Origin of the sequence: Streptomyces violaceus (genome assembly GCF_036014075.1) — a bacterium.
Lineage (GTDB): Bacteria > Actinomycetota > Actinomycetes > Streptomycetales > Streptomycetaceae > Streptomyces > Streptomyces violaceus.
In genome coordinates this window covers 2,429,422-2,452,063 of record NZ_CP107911.1, presented here as the reverse complement: position 1 = coordinate 2,452,063, position 22,642 = coordinate 2,429,422, and the positions used below count along the sequence as shown (strand labels likewise).

Sequence of the window (22,642 nt, the reverse complement as noted above, 5' to 3'; positions counted from 1 at the left end):
CATGGAAGGGACACCATGGCATCACGCACACTCGGCAGGGTCACCAAGGCCCTGCTCGCCCCGGCCCTGGCACTCGGCGCGACCGTCGGCCTCGCCTCCGCCCCCGCCTCGGCCGCTGTCTGGAACTCCTGCGGCCAGTGGGCCAACACGAACCTGAACGGCTACACGCTCTACAACAACATCTGGGGCGGCGGCGCCGGTGCCCAGTGCATCTGGGCCAACTCCGGCACCAACTGGGGCGTCAACGCCAACCACCCCAACACCGGCGGCATCAAGTCCTACCCGAACCAGACGAAGGCGATCAACAAGTCCATCACCTCGCTGGGCTCGCTCTCCAGCAGCTACAACGTCAGCGTCCCGTCGTCCGGCGCGTACAACACGTCTTACGACATCTGGGACACGGACCACGACTACGAGATCATGCTCTGGGTCAACAAGACCGGAGCCGTCGGCCCGATCGGCACCTCGCAGGGCAGCGTCAGCCTCGGCGGCCACTCCTGGAACGTCTTCAAGGGCACCAACGGCGCCAACGAGGTGTTCTCGTTCATCCGCACCTCCAACTCCAGCTCCGGCACCGTGAACATCCTGCCGATCCTGAAGTGGATCAAGGACACCAAGGGCTGGATGGGCAACGAGACCATCGGTGACGTCCAGTTCGGCTTCGAGATCACCTCATCGTCCGGCGGCCTGGACTTCCGCACCAACAGCATGACCGTCAGCAGCAGCTGACGCCGTACCGGGGCCGGGGCCGACCGCCGTCAAGCGCGGTCGGCCTCGGCCCGCAGCGCGTTGTAGTCCGCGAAGGCCGACTCGACGTCGGCGCGGGTCAGACCGTAGCGGGACAGGTCGTAGGCGTGGCGGCGCGTGCCCTTGGGGCGAGCGACGGCCGCGGGGAGGCGGGCAGCGTCGGCCTCGGTCCAGGGGGCGCCGACCGCGGCGTAGAGCTTCGGGGCGCCGGTCGCCGGATCGGAGCCGAGCCAGGAGTACGGGGCGTCCACCAGCTGCTCCGGCGGGATGGCGGCCCGGGCGGCGAGACCGCGCGTCATGGCACGGCTCAGCAGCCCCAGCCAGGTGGCGCCGATGCCGGCCAGGTCGACAGGGCGGGAGCTGACGGCCATGCCGTGCTCGATCAGCGAGCAGAAGGAAGCCACGACGGTGACCGGGTCGCGGTGGCACCACACGATCGTGGCGTCGGGAAAGACCGTGCGCAGCGCGTCCAGGTTCTCCAGGTGCATGGGCGACTTCAGCATCCAGCGCCGCCGCGGACGGCCGTACTGGAGCACCTGGTAGACCTGCTTGAGATACCGGTAGTCGGCGGTGAAGTCCCGCGCGCAGTGCCAGGCCTGGTATTCGGGGATACGGGCCTGGGAGAACGGCATCAGGGCGTGCGGGAGGGCGAAGGTGCACTCCTCGGGGCCCTCGGCGGCCATCGCGTGGATGTCGCGGAAGCGCGGCGCGAAGAGGTCCGTGCCCTGCACCATCCGGCGCCCGGTCGTGATCGCCTTTCGCCGCTTCCGGGGTGGCAACTCCAGGTCGGGTGCGAGCAGTTCCCACAGCAGGGGACAGCGGTGCCCGTCCGAGACCGACAGCACGGCGTGCGTGACGGTGGTGGCGGTCCGCGGCAGACCCACGACGAACACCGGCCTCTCGATCGGCTCGGCCTCGATCTCGGGATGCTCGGCGATCAGCCGCCGCACCCGGGCGCGATTGGCGAGATGCCGTCTGACGTGCACCTGCGCGGACTGCCAGCCGACCGGGGTGAGCGTCTCGGCCTTCGCCCACCACCCCAGCAGGGCCCGGAAGCCGTCGACGAACTCCCGGTCGCCCGGCGCCTCACCGGCCTCCACCACGATGCGGTCGAAGACCCGGTTGGGGTCACGACGGGAGCCGAAGCCCGGCCGCACCAGCAGATTGGCCAGGGTCAGGGCGAGCGGTGATGAGGCCACGCGGAGACCTTATCCGCTGAACTGCCGTACATGACAAGCATGTTGCGGACACGCGAAGGCGGCCGGAGGCCGCTCGCCCCGGCCGCCCCCTCGCGCGGCTACTCCCCTACAGGCAGCCGCGCCCCGTCCCGCAGGAACAGCGGGATGCGGTCCAGCGGGGCGTCGACCGTCACGGCCCGGCCGCCCTCGTACGTCTCACCCGTCCACGCGTCCGTCCAGGTGGCCCCCGCCGGGAGATAGGCCGTACGGGCGGTGGCGCCGGCGGTCAGCACCGGGGCGACCAGCAGATCCGGGCCGAAGAGGTAGGAGTCGTCGACCGACCAGGCGGCCTGGTCGGCCGGGAACTCCAGGAACAGCGGCCGCATCACCGGCAGCCCCTCCTCGTGGGCCGCGCGCATCACGTCCAGCACGTACGGCTTCAGACGCTCGCGCAGCCGCAGGTACTTCTCCAGGACGGCTCCGGCCTCCTCGCCGTACGACCACACCTCGTTCGGGCCGCCCGTCATCTCCGGGCCCAGCGGCATGCCGGGATCGCGGAAGCCGTGCAGGCGCATCAGCGGGGAGAGCGCGCCGAACTGGAACCAGCGGACCATCACCTCCCGGTACGCCGGGTCGTCCGGGTCCCCGCCGTGGAAGCCGCCGATGTCGGTGTTCCACCACGGGATGCCCGACAGGGCCGTGTTGAGGCCGGCCGCGATCTGACGGCGCAGGGTCGGGAAGTCGGTGCCGATGTCACCCGACCACAGGGCGGCGCCGTAGCGCTGACTGCCCGCCCACGCCGAGCGGTTGAGGGTGACGATCTCCTCCTCGCCGGTCGCCGCCAGACCCTCGTAGAAGGTCCGGGCGTTCTCGGCCGGGTAGGCGTTGCCGACCTCCAGGCCCGGGCCCGCCCAGTAGCGCAGGTTCTCCGGAAAGCCCGGCTTAAGCTCCGGCTCGCCGGCGTCCAGCCAGAACGCCGTGATGCCGTACGGGTCGAGGTAGTTCTCCTTCACCTTCGACCACACGAACTCCCGGGCCTCCGGGTTGGTGGCGTCGTAGAAGGCCACCTGGACTGTTGACGCGACCTCCTTGTCGGGCCAGTCGGCGTGGGCCATCGGGCCGTACTGGGTGCCGATGAAGTACCCGCGCTGCTCCATGACCGGGTGGTTCTCGCTCAGCGGCGACACCGAGGGCCAGACGCTCACCACCAGCTTGATGCCGAGCTCCTCCAGCTCGCGCACCATCGCCGCCGGGTCGGGCCACTCCTTCGGGTCGAACTTCCACTCCCCGAGGTGCGTCCAGTGGAAGAAGTCGCAGACGATCGCGGAGATGGGCAGACCGCGCCGCTTGTACTCCCTTGCCACCGCCATGAGTTCGTCCTGGGTGCGGTAGCGCAGCTTGCACTGCCAGAAGCCCGCCGCCCACTCGGGCAGCATCGGCGTCCGGCCGGTCACCGCGCTGTAGCGGCTCTGGGCACCGGACGGCTCGCCGGCCGTGATCCAGTAGTCGATCTGCCGGGCCGAGTCGGCTACCCACCGGGTGCCGTTGTGCGCCAGCTCCACGCGGCCGATCGCCGGGTTGTTCCACAGCAGCGTGTAGCCGCGGCTGGAGGTCAGCACCGGGATGCCGACCTCGGCGTTGCGCTGGACCAGGTCCAGCACCAGGCCCTTCTGGTCGAGCCGCCCGTGCTGGTGCTGCCCGAGGCCGAACAGCTTCTCGTCGTCGTACGCGGCGAAGCGCTGTTCCAGGCGGTGGTGGCCGTTGCCGACGGCCGTGTAGAGGCGGGAGCCGGGCCACCAGAAATGGGCGCGGTCCTCGGCGAGCAGCTCGGCGGAGTCCTCCGTCCGCAGGAAGCGGACCAGGCCCTCGGCGTTCACCTCGACGGTGAGCGCGCCGACGGTCAGCTGTGCGTGGCCGTCCTCCATCTTCACCGTGGAGGGCGTCGCGGGCGCCTCCTCGAGCAGGGCGCCCGGGAGCCCCTCGAGGACCGGGCCGCCGAGCCGGGCACGCACCCGGACCGCGTCCGGACCCCACGGCTCGATCCGTACGGTCTCCTGGCGGCCGCTCCACTCCAGCGCGCCGTCCCGCTCGCGGAACGTGCCGACGGTGGGGGAGGACTGCGCCAGGCTCACCTGGGGCTGGGTTTCAGCAGGCTGATTCACGAGGCGTGCTCCTGAAGGAGTGCAGACATGGGGGTGCCCTGGAACGGGCGGTGTTCTTTGGAAGCGGTGCCTACGGCCGGGTCGGCGCCGGCCCCGTGCTCGTCCGTACCGTCAGCTCCGGGGCGATCAGCACGACCTCGTCGCTGCCGCGCCCCTCGAGCTTGGCGACCAAATGCTCCACCGCGTGCCGGCCCATCTCCTGCGCCGGGATGGCGACCGACGTGAGCCGCACGGAGGCCTGCGTCGCGACCTGGTCGGGGCAGATCGCGACCACCGACACGTCCTCCGGCACGGCCCGGCCCTGCTGCCGCAGCAGCGCGAGCAGCGGCTCGACCGCCGACTCGTTCTGCACGATGATCCCCGAGGTGTCCGGGCGCTCGTCGAGGATCCGGGCGAGGGTCACCGCCATCGCGTCGTACCCGCCCTCGCACGGCCGGTGCAGCAGCCGCACACCCAGCTCCCGGGCACGGGTCCGCAGCCCGTCCAGGGTGCGCTCGGCGAAGCCGGTGTGCCGCTCGTAGACGGCCGGGGCCTCCCCGATGACAGCGATGTCGTGGTGCCCCTGCTTCGCCAGATGCTCCACACACAGCGCGCCCGTCGCCCGGAAGTCCAGATCGACGCAGGTCAGACCCGAGGTGTCGGCGGGCAGCCCGATGAGCACGGACGGCTGGTCGTCCCCCACTCCCGGCTCCGCTCGAGCGGGGGCACCCCCATCGCGCAGCAACGGCAGCCGTTCGTCGTCGAGCTCGACGTCCATCAGGATCATCCCGTCGGCGAGCCCGCTCCCGGCGACGCGGCGCACCGCGTCCGGACCCTCCTCACCGGTGAGCAGCAGCACGTCGTACCCGTGCGTACGGGCGGAGGTCGCCACCGCGATGGCGATCTCCATCATCACGGGCACGTACATGTCCGTGCGCAGCGGCATCATCAACGCGATGATGTTCGACTTGCTGCTGGCCAGGGCGCGGGCCCCGGCGTTCGGGTGGTACCCGAGCTCGCGGATGCTCCGCTCGACCCGCTGCCGGGTGCTCGCGGAGATGGACCGCTTGCCGCTGAGGACATAGCTCACCGTGCTCGCCGAGACTCCGGCGTGCTGGGCGACCTCGGCGAGGGTGACCATCCAGCTCTCCAAGCTTTGTGAAGCGCTTCGACAATGCGCGTTGCTGATACGGGTGGGTGAGGGTGGTTCGACAGTAGCTCCAGCAGGAGTACGTGTCCATAGGTCGTCGAAGCGCTTCGATACCGATTTCCGGGGAGGGGGTCAGTCTCCCGGAAGGCGTTCCGGTGCACCACCGCCATGGAGCCCGCGACAGGGCCGGGCCTTCGGCTGAACGGACGCGCGAGGACTGGTGGGAGCGTCCGGTTTCGGGTACCAACGATCCAGTAGCACTGGTCGGTAACGTACAGTCCTCAATAAACCTAGTTGCGGCGAGGTGCCCCTCATGTCCGCTTCCACCACTCCCTCTTCCCGTCCCGCCGTCACCGAGCGGGAGGCCCGTGAGGTGGCGGAGGCCGCCCGGGAACAGCACTGGCGCAAGCCCAGCTTCGCCAAGGAGCTGTTCCTCGGCCGCTTCCGGCTCGACCTCATCCACCCCCACCCCCTCCCCGGCGACGAGGCGGCCCAGCGCGGCGAGGAGTTCCTCGCCAAGCTCCGCGACTTCGTCGAGACGAAGGTCGACGCGGCCGTCATCGAGCGCGACGCCAGGATCCCCGACGAGGTGATCGATGGCCTGAAGGAGCTCGGCGCCTTCGGCATGAAGATCGACACCAAGTACGGCGGGCTGGGCCTCACGCAGGTGTACTACAACAAGGCCCTCTCGCTGGCCGGCTCCGCAAGCCCCGCGATCGGCGTGCTGCTCTCCGCGCACCAGTCGATCGGCGTGCCGCAGCCCCTGAAGCTGTTCGGCACGCAGGAGCAGCGCGAGCGCTTCCTGCCCCGCTGCGCCCGCACCGACATCAGCGCCTTCCTGCTCACCGAGCCCGACGTCGGCTCCGACCCGGCCCGGCTCGCCACCACCGCCGTGCCCGACGGGGACGACTACGTCCTCGACGGCGTCAAGCTGTGGACCACCAACGGCGTCGTAGCCGACCTGCTGGTCGTCATGGCCCGGGTGCCGAGAAGCGAAGGCCACAAGGGCGGCATCACCGCCTTCGTCGTGGAGACGAACTCGCCGGGCGTCACCGTGGAGAACCGCAACGCCTTCATGGGCCTGCGCGGCATCGAGAACGGCGTCACCCGCTTCCACCAGGTCCGCGTCCCCGCCGCCAACCGCGTCGGCGAGGAGGGTCAGGGCCTGAAGATCGCCCTGACCACGCTCAACACCGGGCGGCTCTCCCTGCCGGCCTCCTGCGTCGCGGCCGGCAAGTGGTGCCTGAAGATCGCTCGCGAGTGGACGGCGGTCCGCGAGCAGTGGGGCAAGCCCGTCGCACACCACGAGGCGGTCGGTTCCAAGATCTCCTTCATCGCGGCCACCACCTTCGCCCTGGAGGCCGTGACGGACCTGGCCTCGCAGATGGCCGACGAGGACCGCAACGACATCCGCATCGAAGGTGCCCTCGCCAAGCTGTACGCCTCCGAGATGGCCTGGACGATGGCCGACGAACTCATCCAGATCCGCGGCGGACGCGGCTTCGAGACGGCCGAGTCCCTCCGGGCCCGCGGCGAGCGCGGCGTCCCGGCCGAGCAGCTCCTGCGCGACCTGCGCATCAACCGCATCTTCGAGGGCTCCACGGAGATCATGCACCTGCTGATCGCCCGCGAGGCCGTCGACGCCCACCTCTCGGTCGCCGGCGACCTCATCGACCCCGAGAAGTCCCTGGGCGACAAGGCCAAGGCGGGCGCGAACGCGGGCGCCTTCTACGCCAAGTGGCTCCCCAAGCTCGTCGCGGGCCCGGGCCAACTCCCCACCGCCTACGGCGAGTTCAAACACGGCGTGGATCTCTCCGGGCACCTGCGCTACGTCGAGCGCACGTCCCGCAAACTCGCCCGTTCCACCTTCTACGCCATGTCCCGCTGGCAGGGCCGGATGGAGTCCAAGCAGGGCTTCCTCGGCAGGATCGTAGACATCGGCGCCGAACTGTTCGCCATGAGCGCGGCCTGCGTACGCGCCGAACTCCTGCGCGGCCGGGGCGAGAACGGCCGTGAGGCCTACCAGCTCGCCGACGTCTTCTGCCGCCAGGCCAGGATCCGCGTCGAGGAGCTCTTCAACCGCCTGTGGACCAACACCGACGACCTCGACCGCAAGGTCGCCAAGGGTGTGCTGTCCGGCACGTACGAGTGGCTGGAGCAGGGCATCGTCGACCCGTCGGGTGACGGCCCCTGGATCGCGGACGCGACGCCGGGAGCCTCCCAGCGGGAGAACCTCCACCGGCCGATCCGCTGACCGGCCCCCAAGGGGGCGTGTGCTGCACCGGCACACGCCCCCGCGAAGGGGATGCGCTGTCCTCACACGCCACCCTTACGGCAACAATGGAGGAATGAGCGACAGTCCAGCCCCCTCAGGGCACGGGCCGCAAGCCCCGTCTGCCCCGCGACGCCATGCACGCACTCTCGCCGCACCGGGCGCCACCCCCAGTACGTCCAGTACAGGGGGCGACGCCCGGCACGCCGAGAGCACGCACCTGACGCCGCAGGGCCCGCCCTCCGGGCGGACGACGGTGCTTGCGCCCCGTGCCCTGGCCGACCCGCACCTCGTCTACGACCCCGTAGCGGGCGACGGCCCGAAGGACGTGGTGATCCTCGGCTCCACCGGGTCCATCGGCACGCAGGCCATCGACCTCGTGCTGCGCAACCCCGACCGCTTCCGGGTCACCGGCCTGTCCGCCAACGGCGGCCGCGTCGCCCTTCTCGCCGAGCAGGCGTACCGGCTGCGGGTGCCCACGGTCGCGGTCGCCCGCGAGGACGTCGTACCGGCCCTGCGCGAGGCGCTCTCCGCGCAGTACGGCACGGGCGAGCCGCTCCCCGAGATCCTCGCCGGCCCGGACGCGGCCACGCGGCTGGCGGCATCCGACTGCCACACCGTCCTGAACGGCATCACCGGCTCCATCGGCCTCGCCCCGACCCTGGCCGCCCTGGAGGCGGGCCGCACCCTCGCCCTGGCCAACAAGGAGTCGCTCATCGTGGGCGGCCCGCTGGTCAAGGGCCTCGCCAAGCCGGGCCAGATCATCCCGGTCGACTCCGAGCACGCCGCCCTCTTCCAGGCCCTGGCCGCCGGCACCCGCGCCGACGTCCGCAAGCTGGTCGTCACGGCCTCCGGCGGCCCCTTCCGCGGCCGTACGAAGCAGGAGCTGGCCCACGTCACCGTCGAGGACGCCCTCGCACACCCCACCTGGGCCATGGGCCCGGTCATCACGATCAACTCCGCGACCCTCGTCAACAAGGGCCTGGAGGTCATCGAGGCACACCTCCTCTACGACATTCCCTTCGACCGCATTGAGGTCGTCGTGCATCCGCAGTCGTATGTCCACTCGATGGTTGAGTTCACGGATGGATCGACACTGGCCCAGGCGACCCCGCCCGACATGCGCGGGCCCATCGCCATCGGCATCGGCTGGCCCGAGCGCGTCCCCGACGCGGCCCCCACCTTCGACTGGAGCAAGGCCTCGACCTGGGAGTTCTTCCCGCTCGACAACGAGGCCTTCCCCTCGGTGAACCTCGCCCGGCACGTCGGCGAGCTCGCGGGCACCGCCCCCGCGGTGTTCAATGCGGCCAACGAGGAGTGCGTGGAGGCGTTCCGCCAGGGCGCGCTGCCCTTCAACGGCATCATGGAGACCGTCACCCGGGTCGTCGAGGAGCACGGCACCCCGCGTACGGGAACCTCACTCACCGTGTCGGACGTCCTCGAAGCGGAGACCTGGGCGCGGGCCCGGGCCCGGGAACTGGCGGCACAGACGGCGGAGGCCCGTGCATGACGACCCTGATGTTCATCCTCGGCATAGTTCTCTTCGTGGTCGGCCTGCTGTTCTCGATCGCGTGGCACGAGCTGGGGCACCTGTCGACCGCCAAGCTGTTCGGCATCCGCGTGCCGCAGTACATGGTCGGCTTCGGCCCGACGATCTGGTCACGCAAGAAGGGCGAGACCGAGTACGGGATCAAGGCCATCCCGTTCGGCGGCTACATCCGCATGATCGGCATGTTCCCGCCCGGTCCCGACGGCCGGCTGACGGCGCGCTCCACCTCCCCGTGGCGCGGCATGATCGAGGACGCCCGCACCGCCGCCTACGAGGAGCTCAGGCCGGGCGACGAGAACCGCCTGTTCTACACGCGCAAGCCCTGGAAGCGCGTGATCGTGATGTTCGCGGGCCCCTTCATGAACCTGGTCCTCGCGGTGGCGCTGTTCCTCGCCATCCTGATGGGCTTCGGCATCACCCAGCAGACGACCACCGTCAGCTCCGTCTCCCAGTGCGTCATCGCCCAGAGCGAGAACCGCGACAAGTGCGAGAAGGGCGACGCGGCCAGCCCGGCCGCCGCCGCCGGACTGAAGGCGGGCGACAAGATCGTCTCCTTCGACGGCGTGCGGACCGACGACTGGAACAAACTGTCCGACCTCATCCGCGCCACCCCCGGCAAGGAGGTGCCGATCGTCGTCGACCGCAAGGGCCAGGACGTCACCCTGCAGGCGAAGATCGCCACCAACCAGGTCGCCAAGAAGGACTCCGGCGGGCAGATCGTCGAGGGCCAGTACGTCCAGGCCGGCTTCCTCGGCTTCAGCGCGGCCACCGGAGTGGTCAAGCAGGACTTCGGTGAGTCCGTGGGCTGGATGGGAGACCGGATGGGCGACGCCGTGGACTCCCTCGCCGCCCTCCCCGGCAAGGTCCCGGCACTGTGGAACGCGGCCTTCGACGGCGCGCCCCGTGAGGCCGACTCCCCGATGGGCGTGGTCGGCGCGGCCCGCGTCGGCGGCGAGATCTTCACCCTGGACATCCCGCCGACCCAGCAACTGGCCATGGCCCTCATGCTGGTCGCCGGCTTCAACCTCTCCCTGTTCCTGTTCAACATGCTCCCGCTGCTGCCGCTCGACGGCGGCCATGTCGCGGGCGCGCTGTGGGAGTCGCTGCGCCGCAACACCGCCAAGGTGCTGCGCCGGCCGGACCCGGGTCCCTTCGACGTGGCGAAGCTCATGCCGGTCGCCTACGTGGTCGCGGGCATCTTCATCTGCTTCACGATCCTGGTGCTGATCGCCGACGTGGTGAACCCGGTGAGAATCTCCTAGTCGTACGCGGTTTCTGGCGGCCCGGCACACTTCGTGCCGGGCCGCCCCCCATGGGGTGGCGATGCGGGTGGGATGTGCCCGGCCCCAGCCATGTGCCGTAATCTCGAAGCTCGGAGCCCGCTGCTCACGGGACCGGACCTTGATCCACGACTTGGGGTTGCACAGCAGATGACTGCGATTTCTCTCGGCATGCCGTCCGTACCGACCAAGCTCGCCGAGCGCCGGAAGAGCCGCCAGATCCAGGTCGGGGCCGTGGCGGTCGGCGGAGACGCCCCCGTCTCGGTGCAGTCGATGACGACGACGCGTACGTCCGACATCGGCTCCACCCTCCAGCAGATCGCCGAGCTGACCGCCTCCGGCTGTCAGATCGTCCGCGTCGCCTGCCCGACGCAGGACGACGCCGACGCCCTGTCGACGATCGCCCGCAAGTCGCAGCTCCCGGTCATCGCCGACATCCACTTCCAGCCGAAGTACGTCTTCGCCGCGATCGAGGCGGGCTGCGCGGCCGTCCGCGTCAACCCGGGCAACATCAAGCAGTTCGACGACAAGGTCAAGGAGATCGCCAAGGCGGCCCGGGACCACGGCACCCCGATCCGCATCGGCGTCAACGCGGGCTCCCTCGACCGGCGCCTGCTCCAGAAGTACGGCAAGGCGACCCCGGAAGCGCTCGTGGAGAGCGCGCTGTGGGAGGCCTCGCTGTTCGAGGAGCACGACTTCCGCGACATCAAGATCTCCGTCAAGCACAACGACCCGGTCGTCATGATCGAGGCCTACAAGCAGCTCGCCGCCCAGTGCGACTACCCGCTGCACCTCGGCGTCACCGAGGCCGGCCCGGCCTTCCAGGGCACGATCAAGTCCGCGGTGGCCTTCGGCGCGCTCCTCTCGCAGGGCATCGGCGACACGATCCGCGTCTCCCTCTCCGCGCCCCCCGTGGAGGAGGTCAAGGTCGGCAACCAGATTCTGGAGTCGCTCAACCTCAAGCAGCGCGGCCTGGAGATCGTCTCCTGCCCCTCCTGCGGCCGCGCCCAGGTCGACGTCTACAAGCTGGCCGAAGAGGTCACCGCCGGCCTGACCGGCATGGAGGTCCCCCTCCGCGTCGCCGTCATGGGCTGCGTCGTCAACGGCCCCGGCGAGGCCCGCGAGGCCGACCTCGGCGTCGCCTCCGGCAACGGCAAGGGCCAGATCTTCGTCAAGGGCGAGGTCATCAAGACCGTCCCCGAGTCCAAGATCGTGGAAACCCTCATCGAGGAGGCCATGAAGCTGGCCGAGCAGATGGAGGCGGACGGCGTGATCTCGGGCGAGCCCTCGGTAGCAGTCGCGGGCTGACTATTTGACGCAGGTTGGGCCCGCGCCCTGCCTTTGGGGGCGCGGGGAACTGCGCGATCAGCCACAGACAACCCGCAGCCGCCCGCCGACGAGAAGCCCCGAGCTCCGAGGCGCCCCGCCCAAGCAGCGCAGCTATAGTGCGGAGACCAGCCGACCCCAGTGTGTGAGGGCCCCGCACTTGTTGACGCAGACGACCTCACGGGTCCTCGAACCGAGCGACCTGGACGCCGCGCTCGCCGTACTCGACCGCGAGCCGGTCGCGAACGCCTTTGTGACGTCCCGGGTGCGGATCGCCGGCCTCGACCCGTGGCGGCTCGGCGGTGAGATGTGGGGCTGGTACGAGGACGGCATGCTGACGTCCCTGTGCTACGCGGGCGCCAACCTGGTCCCGATCTGCGCCACCCCGCGCGCCGTGCGCGCCTTCGCCGACCGGGCCCGCCGGGCCGGCCGCCGCTGCTCCTCCATCGTCGGGCCCGCCGGGTCCACCGCCGACCTGTGGCGGCTGCTGGAACCCCAGTGGGGCCCGGCCCGCGACGTCCGCCGCCGGCAGCCGCTCATGGTCACCGACAGCCTGCCGTCCGGCATCGCCCCGGACCCCTACGTCCGCCGCGTCCGCAAGGACGAGATGGAAACGCTCATGCCTGCGTGTGTGGCGATGTTCACCGAGGAGGTCGGGGTCTCCCCGCTGGCCGGCGACGGGGGCCTCCTCTACCAGGCCCGCGTCGCCGAACTCGTCGGCTCAGGCCGCGCGTTCGCCCGCTTCGACACGGACGGCAAGGTCGTCTTCAAGGCCGAGATCGGCGCCGCGACGGACCGTGCCTGCCAGATCCAGGGCGTATGGGTGGCCCCCGAGTACCGGGGCACCGGCGTGGCGGCCCCCGGCATGGCAGCCGTGCTGCGCTATGCGCTGGCCGACGTCGCCCCGGTGGCGAGCCTCTACGTGAACGACTTCAACACGGCGGCCAGGCGGGCGTACACGAGGGTGGGCTTCCAGGAGGTCGGCGCCTTCATGAGCGTGCTCTTTTGACCGTGCGTGAGGGGAACTGGCCCCAGGGGCCCGGGGCTGTTGTCGATATGCGGCTCCGCCGCGTGGGCGCGAGCAACCACATACAACCCGCACCCGGGTGACAACCGAAACGCCCCTGTAGGCTCCCCGCCATGGACCTCGTGATCGGCCCACTCGACCTCCCCGCCCACGTCGACGAGGCCCTGGCCGTCCAAGCCGTGGCCTTCGGCCTCGGCCCCGACGAAGTCGCGGTCCGCCGCCAGATCGTCCTCCGCCACATGACCTACCCGGGTGCAAGGGCCCTCGGTGCCACGGCCGACGGCAACCTCGTCGGCTTCGTCTACGGCATGCCCAACGACCGCACCCACTGGTGGTCCACCGTCGTGGAGCCGTACCTCAGAGCGAACCACCTCGACCAGTGGCTCGACGACTCCTTCGTGATCACCGAACTGCACGTCCACCCCGCCCACCAGAGCCGCGGCATCGGACGCACCCTGATCACCACCATCACCGACGGCGCCGCCGAACCCCGCTCGATCCTCTCCGCGATCGACACCGAGAGCCCCGCCCGCGCCCTCTACCGCTCCCTCGGCTACCAGGACCTGGCCCGCCAGGTCCTCTTCCCCAGCGCCCCGAAGCCGTACGCCGTGATGGGCGCTCCCCTCCCGCTGCACCGCCGCTAACCGATTTCCACCGCCCGGTGCCCCCCGGATAACCTCCTGCCATCACCCTCCCCCACTCTCGGCTTCGCTCGAGCGGGGGGACCCCCATCAGCAGGAGCTAAACCATGGCGAACGTACCGGTCCAGCGCATGTCCCAGTTGATGGCGAAGACGTTGCGCGACGACCCGGCGGACGCCGAGGTCCTCAGCCACAAGCTCCTCGTCCGCGCCGGGTACGTGCGCCGTACCGCCGCCGGCATCTGGAGCTGGCTGCCGCTCGGCAAGCGGGTCCTGGCCAACGTGGAGCGCATCGTCCGCGAGGAGATGGACGCGATCGGCGCCCAGGAGGTGCTGCTCCCCGCCATCCTGCCGCGTGAGCCGTACGACGCCACCGGCCGCTGGGACGAGTACGGCCCCGAGCTGTTCCGTCTCCAGGACCGCAGGGGCGGCGACTACCTCCTCGGCCCCACCCACGAGGAGATCTTCACCCTGCTGGTGAAGGACCAGGCGTCCTCCTACAAGGACCTGCCGGTGATCCTCTACCAGATCCAGAACAAGTACCGCGACGAGGCCCGGCCCCGCGCGGGCATCCTGCGCGGCCGCGAGTTCCTGATGAAGGACTCCTACTCCTTCGACACCGAGGACGAGGGCCTGGCCCGTTCCTACGCCCTGCACCGCGAGGCCTACCAGAAGATCTTCGCGCGTCTCGGCCTCGACTACCGCATCTGCGCCGCCACCGCCGGCGCGATGGGCGGCTCCAAGTCGGAGGAGTTCCTCGCCCCGGCCGAGGCCGGCGAGGACACCTTCGCCGACTGCCCGAACTGCGACTTCGCCGCCAACACCGAGGCGATCGCGTACGAGTTGAAGCCCGTCGACGCCTCCGGGGTCCCGGCCGCCGAGGACATCCCGACCCCCGACACCCCGACCATCGAGACCCTCGCCGCCTCCCTCGGCGTCCCGGCCTCCGCCACGCTGAAGAACCTCCTGGTCAAGGTCGACGGCGAGATCGTCGCCGTCGGCGTCCCCGGTGACCGCGAGGTCGACATGGACAAGGTCGAGGCGCACTTCGCTCCGGCCGCCGTCGAGCTGGTCACCGAGACGGACTTCGCGACCCGCCCCGACCTGGTCCGCGGCTACGTCGGACCGCGGGGCCTGGAGAAGATCACCTACATCGCCGACCCGCGCGTGGCCCCCGGCACGGCCTGGATCACCGGCGCCAACAAGGCCGGCACGCACACGAAGAACGTCGTCGCGGGCCGCGACTTCGAGGTCGGCGAGTACGTCGACGTCGTGGTCGTGCAGGAGGGCGACCCCTGCCCGAAGTGCGGCACCGGCCTCGTCCTCGACCGCGCCATCGAGATCGGCCACATCTTCCAGCTGGGCCGCAAGTACGCCGACGCCCTCAAGCTCGACGTCCTCGGCCAGAACGGCAAGCCGGTCCGCGTCACCATGGGCTCCTACGGCGTCGGCGTCTCCCGCGCGGTCGCCGCCCTCGCCGAGCAGAGCGCCGACGAGAAGGGCCTGTGCTGGCCCAAGGAGGTCGCCCCGGCCGACGTCCACGTGGTCGCCGCCGGCAAGGCCCTGCAGACCGAACTGGCCCTCGACATCTCCGAGAAGCTGGCGAAGGCCGGTGTCCGCGTCCTGGTCGACGACCGCGCCGGCGTCTCCCCGGGCGTCAAGTTCACGGACTCCGAGCTGATCGGCGTACCGCAGATCCTGGTGGCCGGCCGGCGCGCGGCCGAGGGCGTCGTGGAACTGAAGGACCGCCGCACCGGCGAGCGCGAGGAGCTGACGGTCGAGGAGGCCATCGCCCGGCTCACCGCCTGAGCGTGCTCGCCCAGTGAGCGCTCCGGTCCTCCGGAGCGCTCACAGCCAGCTCGCGAACTCCAGCAACAACTCCGCGTCGCGCGGCCGGCCCACCCGCCCCGCCCGCACACCGGACTCCACGGCCCGGAACAGCGTCCACCCCCGCAGCCTCTCCTGGTCCACGTCCAGGGACTCGGCCAGCCGCTTCACCCGGCGCCGGGTCGTGGCCGCGCCGGACGGCTGGGCGATCAGGTCCTCCACCCGGTCACGCACCAGCCGGGCCAGATCGAAGGCGCACTCGCCGACCACCGGGTCGGGGCCCACGGCCAGCCACGGCATCCGCTCCCCGGCGAGCACCTTGCTCTGCCGAAACGTGCCGTGCAGCAGCCGGTGTTCGGGCGGCGCGGCCAGCAGCTCGGTCCGCGCCGCGAGCGCCAGGTCGACGAGCGGGGCCACCTCGGGATCGGCCCGCGCCCGTGCCCGCATCGCCTCGGCCTGCCGCCCCGTCCGCTCGGCCACGGTCTCGAAGGGGAAGCCGGCGGGCGGCTCCACCCACAGCCGCCGCAGCGTCCCCGCCGCCTCCAGCAGCGCCTTCGCCTCCGGCAGCGACCGCACCGACAGATCCGGATGCAGCCGTTCCAGCAGCAGCACGCCCTCGGCCGATGAGGGAGGGCCGAGCAGCTGTACGGCACCCCGCCCGCCCCAGTGGGCGAGCGCGGCCCGCTCCGCCTCCGGGCGGGCCCGGACCGGCGCCAGCTTGAGCACGGCGGGCGTCCCGTCGGCCGCCCGCACCAGCACGACCAGGCTGCTGCGCCCGCCGGGCACCTGCACCCGCTCCACGGTCAACTCGCGTAGGGCGACGGCCCGCTGCGCCGCCTCGGGCAGCTTCTCCAGCCAGTCGTCACCGTCCGGTGCCGTCTCACCGAGCGCCCTGACCAGGCGCTTCGGCGGTTCGAAAACCATGCGCGAGTCGTTCCCTTCGTACTGTCCGCGGTGCGTGCCCTACGGGGTCACGCCGTGGGCGCCGCCGCGGGCGGAGCCGTGTCCGCCCGCTCGGCGAGCCCAGGGAAGGCTACGCTCTCGCCGCGCCAGCGCACCGCCCGCACCGCCGCCTCCCGCAGCGCCTCGGCGGCCAGGACCCGCCGCCCGCCGCCCGCCGCGCGCACCAGGTCGGAGTAGACGCCGGCCACCCGGTCCTCCAGCTCGGCGGCGAGCCGCACGGCGGTCGCGGCGTCCGCCACCGGGAACGGCAGCGCGTACCCGGCGGCCGCGGCCGCCGGCCTGCCCCCCAGGTCCTTCACCTCGCGCGCCAGCGCATCCCTGCGCGCCCGGTGCGCGTCGTACGCCGTCCGTGCCTCGACGCGCTGCCCGTCGCCGATCCGCCCGCCGACGACGCCGTACCCGTACACCGCCGCGTGCTCGGCGGCCAGTGCCGCCTGGAGGGCCCGCAGCTCCTGGTCCTTCGCGTCGCTCACGCGTCCCCCTCCGTCAGCAGATAGACGTGCGCCGCCCCGGCGGCCGCCACCGAGGCCAGCAGCCGCGCCAGCTCGCCCGGCACCCCGACCAGTGCCTTGGCCCGCCGGTCGGCGAGCTCCCGCTCCGCGGCGGCGAGCACGGCGACCGCGTCCCGGTCGTTCCCCGGTACGGCGGGGGCCGAGGGGGATGAAGGAGCGGAGGAGGCAGAAGAAGAGGGAGACGCCTTCGGGCCGCCGCCGAACGCCCGCGCGTGCCGTACGACCTCCTCCCGCAGCGGCCGCAGCCGCTCCGCGAGCCCCGGGCGGGCGGCGATCACCGCGTTGTACCGCCCGGCCAGTTCCTCGCTGTCCCGAGCCGCACGCGCGCGTGCCCGGCGGTCGGCGGCCGACGGGCCGTCGCCCGGGTCACCGGAGTCCTCGTCGCCGGCGGTGCAGCCCGCCAGGGCGAGGGCCGTCGAGCCGACGGCGAGCAGACTCCTTCTGCGCGGCCCCGAGCGGGCGCGCGGCGATGGGGGAAGCGGCACTTCAGACGTCCTCGGGGGGCTCGTGCGAGAAAGAAGCGACTGGCAGGGCTGCACGCCCGTGATCACGGTACCCGGGCCTTCGCCCGGGACCACTCAGCGGCACCGTTCGTCACCGGGTGGACGGCAACACTCCCTGCGACCGGATACCCTTTGACCAGACACGCGCCCCATCCCACAACAGCACACGCGGCCGAGGAGTCACCCGGATGAGCACCACCCAGAGCGAGAGGCTGCGAGAACTACTGGAACCGCTCGTCAGCTCTCAGGGCCTGGACCTCGAAGAGATCGAAGTGGACTCCGTCGGACGGAAGCGTGTGCTGCGCGTGGTCGTCGACTCGGACACGGGCGCCGACCTGGACCAGATCGCCGATGTGAGCCGCGCGCTCTCGGCGAAGCTCGACGAGTCGGACGCGATGGGCGAGGGGGAGTACACCCTCGAGGTCGGCACCCCGGGCGCGGAGCGCCTCCTCACGGAACACCGGCACTACGTGCGCGCCACGGACCGCCTGGTGAAGTTCCAGCTGGCCGAGGGCGGCGAGCTGGTCGCCCGGATCCTGAAGGTCGACGACGACGGTGTCGACACCGAGATCCCCGGAGTCAAGGGCCGCAAGCCCACCGCGCGCAGACTCGCCTTCGACGACATCGTCCGGGCGCGCGTCCAGGTCGAGTTCAGCCGCAAGGACAACAAGAAGGAAGAGGAGGCGTAGCCGTGGACATCGACATGAGCGCCCTGCGGGGCTTGGTTCGGGAGAAGGAGATCTCCTTCCCCCTGCTGGTCGAGGCGATCGAGTCGGCCCTCCTCATCGCCTACCACCGCACCGAGGGAAGCCGCCGTCACGCGCGGGTGGAGCTCAACCGGGAGACCGGCCATGTGACCGTGTGGGCGAAGGAGGACCCCGACGACCTCGAGGAGGGCCAGGAGGCCCGCGAGTTCGACGACACCCCCACGGGCTTCGGCCGTATCGCCGCCACCACGGCCAAGCAGGTCATCCTGCAGCGCCTGCGCGACGCCGAGGACGACGCGACGCTCGGTGAGTACGCCGGCCGCGAGGGCGACATCGTCACCGGCGTGGTCCAGCAGGGCCGCGACCCGAAGAACGTGCTCGTCGACATCGGCAAGCTCGAGGCCATCCTGCCGGTGCAGGAGCAGGTGCCGGGGGAGACCTACCAGCACGGCATGCGCCTGCGGTCGTACGTGGTCCGGGTGGCCAAGGGGGTACGCGGCCCGTCCGTGACGCTGTCCCGTACGCACCCCAATCTGGTGAAGAAGCTGTTCGCCCTGGAGGTGCCGGAGATCGCCGACGGGTCCGTGGAGATCTCCGCGATCGCCCGTGAGGCCGGTCACCGGACGAAGATCGCCGTCCGCTCCACCCGGTCCGGCCTGAACGCCAAGGGCGCCTGCATCGGCCCCATGGGCGGCCGTGTGCGCAATGTGATGGGCGAGCTGAACGGCGAGAAGATCGACATCGTCGACTGGTCGGAGGACCCGGCCGAGATGGTGGCGAACGCGCTGTCCCCGGCCCGCGTCTCCAAGGTGGAGATCGTGGACATGGCGACCCGGTCCGCCCGGGTGACCGTGCCCGACTACCAGCTCTCCCTGGCCATCGGCAAGGAAGGGCAGAACGCCCGGCTCGCGGCCCGGCTGACCGGCTGGCGGATCGACATCCGCCCGGACACGGAACCGGCCGGGGACGGCTCCGGGGAGTAGAGCCGGGGAATAGATCCAAGCCGCGGGTCGTTCAGATCGCGACAGGTTCGTGCGCGGCAACTGTTCGAATCCTGCCCCAAAGGGGTGAGGAGCGTACGGGGAGGTAGACTTAACGGTGTCTGGCCGGACGCGCGTCCGCGCATGCCCTGAACGCACTTGTGTGGGGTGTCGGGAGCGAGCGGCCAAGGCCGATCTGTTGCGGATCGTGTTGATCGAGGACGCATGCGCCCCTGATCCTCGCGGTACGCTGCCCGGCCGGGGTGCGTACGTACACCCCGCCCAGATCTGTCTCGACCAGGCGGTACGCCGACGGGCGTTCACGAGGGCACTGCGCGCCCCGGGACCGCTCGACACAAAGGCGTTGCGCCGATACGTCGAGCAGACAACAGTTGCCGAACAGGCAACACGGTAAGAAGACGTGTCGCACGGAACACCGTGCGGCTTGGTACCTCGCGAGTCGAAAGCAGGTCGAGATTGCGATGAGCACTCGATGAGTACGCGATGAGTACGCCCATGAACTAGCGACGGTCCGGACGTAACCCGGACCTCAAAGGAGCGAAGTGGCTAAGGTCCGGGTCTACGAACTCGCCAAGGAGTTCGGTGTCGAGAGCAAGGTCGTCATGGCCAAGCTCCAGGAACTCGGTGAATTCGTCCGTTCGGCGTCTTCGACGATCGAAGCGCCTGTCGTACGCAAACTGACTGACGCCCTCCAGCAGGGCAACGGAGGCGGCAAGTCCGCCCCCGCCCGCAAGGCTGCCCCGGCGAAGCCGGCAGCCCCCTCCCCGGCGCAGGCTGCCCGTCCGGCCGCCCCGCGCCCGGCGGCCCCCAAGCCGGCAGCCGCCGAGAAGCCGGAGGCTCCGGCCGCACCGGCCACTCCCGGCCCCCGTCCCACCCCGGGCCCGAAGCCCGCGCCGCGGCCCGCCCCGGCGTCCCCGGCTCCCACCACGCCCGAGTTCACGGCACCCCCGGCGGCTCCCGCCGCGCCGGCCTCCGGCCAGGGTGGCTCCGGTCAGGGTGGCTCCGGTCCGCGTCCGGGTGCTCCGCGTCCGGCCGGCCAGGCGCCGCGTCCGGGTGCTCCGCGTCCGGGTGGCTCCGGCCAGGGTGGCCAGGGTCGCGGTGACCGTGGCGACCGTCCCGGCGGCTCGCGTCCGGGTGGCGGCTCTCCCCGTCCCGGTGCCCGTCCGGCGGGTCCCCGTCCGGGCAACAACCCGTTCACTTCTGGTGGCTCCACCGGCATGGCGCGCCCGCAGGCGCCCCGTCCGGGCGGTGCCCCGCGTCCGGGCGGCCCCGGTGCCCCCGGCGGCGCCCCGCGTCCGCAGGGCCAGGGCCAGGGCGGTTCCCGTCCCCAGGGTGGGGCGGGCGGTCCTCGTCCGCAGGCTCCGGGCGGCCAGCGTCCTACGCCGGGCGGCATGCCGCGTCCGCAGGGCGGCGGCCCGCGTCCCGGCGGTGGCTCCGCCGGTCCTCGTCCGAACCCCGGCATGATGCCGCAGCGTCCCGCTGCCGGCCCGCGTCCCGGTGGCGGTGGCCCCGGCGGCCGCGGTCCCGGTGGCGGCGGTCGTCCCGGTGGCGGCGGCGGTCGCCCGGGTGGCGGCGGCTTCGCCGGTCGTCCGGGTGGCGGCGGCGGTTTCGCCGGCCGTCCGGGTGGTCCCGGTGGCGGTGGCGGCGGTTTCGCCGGTCGCCCGGGTGGTCCCGGTGGCGGTGGCCGTCCCGGCTTCGGTGGTCGTCCCGGCGGTCCCGGTGGCCGTGGTGGCACGCAGGGTGCCTTCGGTCGTCCGGGCGGTCCCGCCCGTCGCGGCCGCAAGTCGAAGCGGCAGCGCCGTCAGGAGTACGAGGCCATGCAGGCCCCGTCGGTCGGCGGTGTGATGCTGCCTCGCGGCAACGGCGAGACCGTTCGCCTGTCGCGCGGTGCCTCCCTCACCGACTTCGCGGAGAAGATCAACGCCAACCCGGCGTCGCTCGTCGCGGTCATGATGAACCTCGGCGAGATGGTCACGGCCACGCAGTCCGTCTCCGACGAGACGCTCCAGCTCCTCGCCGGCGAGATGAACTACACGGTTCAGATCGTCAGCCCGGAGGAGGAGGACCGCGAGCTCCTCGAGTCCTTCGACATCGAGTTCGGCGAGGACGAGGGCGACGAGGAGGACCTGATGGTCCGCCCGCCCGTCGTCACCGTCATGGGTCACGTCGACCACGGTAAGACCCGGCTCCTCGACGCCATCCGCAAGACGAACGTCATCGCGGGCGAGGCCGGCGGCATCACCCAGCACATCGGTGCCTACCAGGTCGCGACCGAGGTCAACGAGGAAGAGCGCAAGATCACCTTCATCGACACCCCGGGTCACGAGGCGTTCACCGCCATGCGTGCCCGTGGTGCGAGGTCGACCGACATCGCGATCCTGGTCGTCGCGGCCAACGACGGCGTCATGCCGCAGACGGTCGAGGCGCTCAACCACGCCAAGGCGGCCGAGGTCCCGATCGTCGTCGCGGTCAACAAGATCGACGTCGAGGGTGCGGACCCGACCAAGGTGCGCGGTCAGCTGACCGAGTACGGCCTGGTGGCCGAGGAGTACGGCGGCGAGACGATGTTCGTCGACATCTCCGCCAAGCAGGGTCTGCACATCGACTCCCTGCTGGAGGCCGTGGTCCTCACGGCCGATGCCTCGCTCGACCTGCGGGCCAACCCGAACCAGGACGCGCAGGGCATCTCGATCGAGTCCCGCCTCGACCGCGGCCGTGGTGCCGTGTCGACGGTCCTCGTCCAGCGCGGCACGCTGCGGGTCGGCGACACCATGGTGGTCGGCGACGCGTACGGCCGAGTCCGGGCGATGCACGACGACAACGGCAACAGCGTGGCCGAGGCCGGTCCTTCGACGCCGGTGCAGGTCCTGGGCCTGACCAACGTCCCGGGTGCGGGCGACAACTTCCTCGTCGTCGACGAGGACCGTACGGCCCGTCAGATCGCGGAGAAGCGTGCGGCGCGCGAGCGCAACGCGGCCTTCGCGAAGCGCACGCGCCGTGTGTCGCTGGAGGACCTGGACAAGGTGCTGAAGGCCGGCGAGGTCCAGCAGCTGAACCTGATCATCAAGGGTGACGCTTCTGGTTCGGTCGAGGCCCTCGAGTCCTCCCTGCTCCAGCTGGACGTCGGCGAAGAGGTCGACATCCGGGTCCTGCACCGCGGCGTCGGTGCGGTCACGGAGTCCGACATCGACCTGGCGATGGGCTCGGACGCTATCGTCATCGGCTTCAACGTCCGCGCTGCCGGGCGTGCCCAGCAGATGGCGGAGCGCGAGGGCGTGGACGTCCGCTACTACTCGGTCATCTACCAGGCGATCGAGGAGATCGAGGCGGCCCTCAAGGGCATGCTCAAGCCGGAGTACGAAGAGGTCGAGCTCGGCACGGCGGAGATCCGCGAGGTCTTCAAGTCGTCCAAGCTGGGCAACATCGCGGGTGTTCTCATCCGCTCCGGCGAGGTCAAGCGGAACACCAAGGCCCGACTGCTGCGCGACGGCAAGGTCATCGCGGAGAGCCTCAACATCGAGGGCCTGCGTCGCTTCAAGGACGACGTCACCGAGATCCGCGAAGGGTTCGAGGGCGGTATCAACCTCGGCAACTTCAACGACATCAAGGTCGACGACGTCATCGCGACGTACGAGATGCGCGAGAAGCCGCGGGTGTGACCCACGGTTTCCACCGACCGGCCGACGCGGCACACGCCGCGTCGGCCGGCTGGCCGTTGGCATACCGGTCGGCGTGCCGAGGCACACCGAGCGGGTTGCCGAGGCGAGTCGGCTGGGTGCTGGGGCGAAGCCCTGCGAGGGGTGCAGGGGACGCAGTCCC

At 71.2% G+C, this 22,642-nt stretch carries 18 protein-coding genes; 12 read left to right on the top strand and 6 right to left on the bottom strand.

Annotated features, from left to right (window positions below; translation table 11 throughout):
* The first annotated feature begins 15 nt into the window (after positions 1-15).
* Positions 16-729, top strand: a complete 714-nt coding sequence (locus OG542_RS10845) for a glycoside hydrolase family 12 protein (RefSeq protein WP_328410268.1) — start codon at positions 16-18, stop codon at positions 727-729.
* A 29-nt stretch (positions 730-758) separates the two neighbouring features.
* Here the strand turns inward: OG542_RS10845 and OG542_RS10840 are convergent, their stop codons facing one another.
* The 3 genes from OG542_RS10840 to OG542_RS10830 form a co-directional block, all read right to left on the bottom strand.
* Positions 759-1,946, bottom strand: a complete 1,188-nt coding sequence (locus OG542_RS10840; protein WP_328410266.1) for a sulfotransferase family protein — start codon at positions 1,944-1,946, stop codon at positions 759-761.
* Positions 1,947-2,044: 98 nt separating this feature from the next.
* Complete coding sequence (locus OG542_RS10835) at positions 2,045-4,087, bottom strand: glycoside hydrolase family 31 protein (RefSeq protein ID WP_328410264.1); 2,043 nt, start codon at positions 4,085-4,087, stop codon at positions 2,045-2,047.
* Positions 4,088-4,157: 70 nt separating this feature from the next.
* The gene (locus OG542_RS10830; protein WP_328410262.1) at positions 4,158-5,207 is read right to left on the bottom strand and encodes a LacI family DNA-binding transcriptional regulator; all 1,050 of its coding nucleotides are present in this window, start codon (positions 5,205-5,207) and stop codon (positions 4,158-4,160) included.
* A 322-nt stretch (positions 5,208-5,529) separates the two neighbouring features.
* Here OG542_RS10830 and OG542_RS10825 point away from each other — a divergent pair, with 322 nt between their 5' ends.
* The 7 genes from OG542_RS10825 (at position 5,530) to OG542_RS10795 (ending at position 15,119) form a co-directional block, all read left to right on the top strand.
* Entirely contained in the window at positions 5,530-7,470 is a 1,941-nt protein-coding gene (locus OG542_RS10825) for an acyl-CoA dehydrogenase family protein (protein ID WP_328410260.1), read from the top strand.
* A 274-nt stretch (positions 7,471-7,744) separates the two neighbouring features.
* Complete coding sequence (gene dxr / locus OG542_RS10820; RefSeq protein ID WP_230529583.1) at positions 7,745-8,998, top strand: 1-deoxy-D-xylulose-5-phosphate reductoisomerase; 1,254 nt, start codon at positions 7,745-7,747, stop codon at positions 8,996-8,998.
* A gap of 8 nt (positions 8,999-9,006) precedes the next feature.
* Entirely contained in the window at positions 9,007-10,299 is a 1,293-nt protein-coding gene (locus OG542_RS10815; protein ID WP_193482050.1) for a M50 family metallopeptidase, read from the top strand.
* Positions 10,300-10,467: 168 nt separating this feature from the next.
* Positions 10,468-11,625, top strand: a complete 1,158-nt coding sequence (ispG, locus tag OG542_RS10810; RefSeq protein ID WP_193482010.1) for a flavodoxin-dependent (E)-4-hydroxy-3-methylbut-2-enyl-diphosphate synthase — start codon at positions 10,468-10,470, stop codon at positions 11,623-11,625.
* A 178-nt stretch (positions 11,626-11,803) separates the two neighbouring features.
* Positions 11,804-12,652 carry a GNAT family N-acetyltransferase gene (locus OG542_RS10805; protein WP_328410257.1) on the top strand — a complete coding sequence of 283 codons (849 nt, stop codon included), beginning with the start codon at positions 11,804-11,806 and terminating at the stop codon, positions 12,650-12,652.
* 131 nt (positions 12,653-12,783) lie between these two features.
* Positions 12,784-13,314, top strand: a complete 531-nt coding sequence (locus OG542_RS10800) for a GNAT family N-acetyltransferase (RefSeq protein WP_311128008.1) — start codon at positions 12,784-12,786, stop codon at positions 13,312-13,314.
* 104 nt (positions 13,315-13,418) lie between these two features.
* Positions 13,419-15,119, top strand: a complete 1,701-nt coding sequence (locus OG542_RS10795; protein ID WP_328410254.1) for a proline--tRNA ligase — start codon at positions 13,419-13,421, stop codon at positions 15,117-15,119.
* A 39-nt stretch (positions 15,120-15,158) separates the two neighbouring features.
* Here the strand turns inward: OG542_RS10795 and OG542_RS10790 are convergent, their stop codons facing one another.
* From OG542_RS10790 to OG542_RS10780, 3 genes are read right to left on the bottom strand one after another with little or no spacing between them, the layout of a single operon-like run.
* The gene (locus tag OG542_RS10790) at positions 15,159-16,061 is read right to left on the bottom strand and encodes an aminoglycoside phosphotransferase family protein (protein WP_328410252.1); all 903 of its coding nucleotides are present in this window, start codon (positions 16,059-16,061) and stop codon (positions 15,159-15,161) included.
* Positions 16,062-16,108: 47 nt separating this feature from the next.
* Entirely contained in the window at positions 16,109-16,573 is a 465-nt protein-coding gene (locus tag OG542_RS10785) for a ferritin-like domain-containing protein (RefSeq protein WP_193482015.1), read from the bottom strand.
* Positions 16,570-17,097 carry a hypothetical protein gene (locus tag OG542_RS10780; RefSeq protein WP_328410250.1) on the bottom strand — a complete coding sequence of 176 codons (528 nt, stop codon included), beginning with the start codon at positions 17,095-17,097 and terminating at the stop codon, positions 16,570-16,572. The genes OG542_RS10785 and OG542_RS10780 overlap by 4 nt, the downstream gene beginning before the upstream one ends.
* Positions 17,098-17,303: 206 nt before the next feature.
* Here OG542_RS10780 and rimP point away from each other — a divergent pair, with 206 nt between their 5' ends.
* The 4 genes from rimP (at position 17,304) to infB (ending at position 22,482) form a co-directional block, all read left to right on the top strand.
* On the top strand, positions 17,304-17,804 hold the full coding sequence (rimP, locus tag OG542_RS10775) for a ribosome maturation factor RimP (protein ID WP_184598386.1): 501 nt from the start codon (positions 17,304-17,306) through the stop codon (positions 17,802-17,804).
* Positions 17,805-17,806: 2 nt separating this feature from the next.
* On the top strand, positions 17,807-18,805 hold the full coding sequence (nusA, locus tag OG542_RS10770; RefSeq protein WP_311128013.1) for a transcription termination factor NusA: 999 nt from the start codon (positions 17,807-17,809) through the stop codon (positions 18,803-18,805).
* A 115-nt stretch (positions 18,806-18,920) separates the two neighbouring features.
* Positions 18,921-19,217 (top strand): YlxR family protein, encoded by a 297-nt coding sequence (locus OG542_RS10765; RefSeq protein ID WP_261684166.1) that lies wholly within the window; start codon positions 18,921-18,923, stop codon positions 19,215-19,217.
* A gap of 148 nt (positions 19,218-19,365) precedes the next feature.
* Positions 19,366-22,482 (top strand): translation initiation factor IF-2, encoded by a 3,117-nt coding sequence (gene infB, locus OG542_RS10760; protein ID WP_328410247.1) that lies wholly within the window; start codon positions 19,366-19,368, stop codon positions 22,480-22,482.
* The last annotated feature ends 160 nt before the right edge of the window (positions 22,483-22,642 follow it).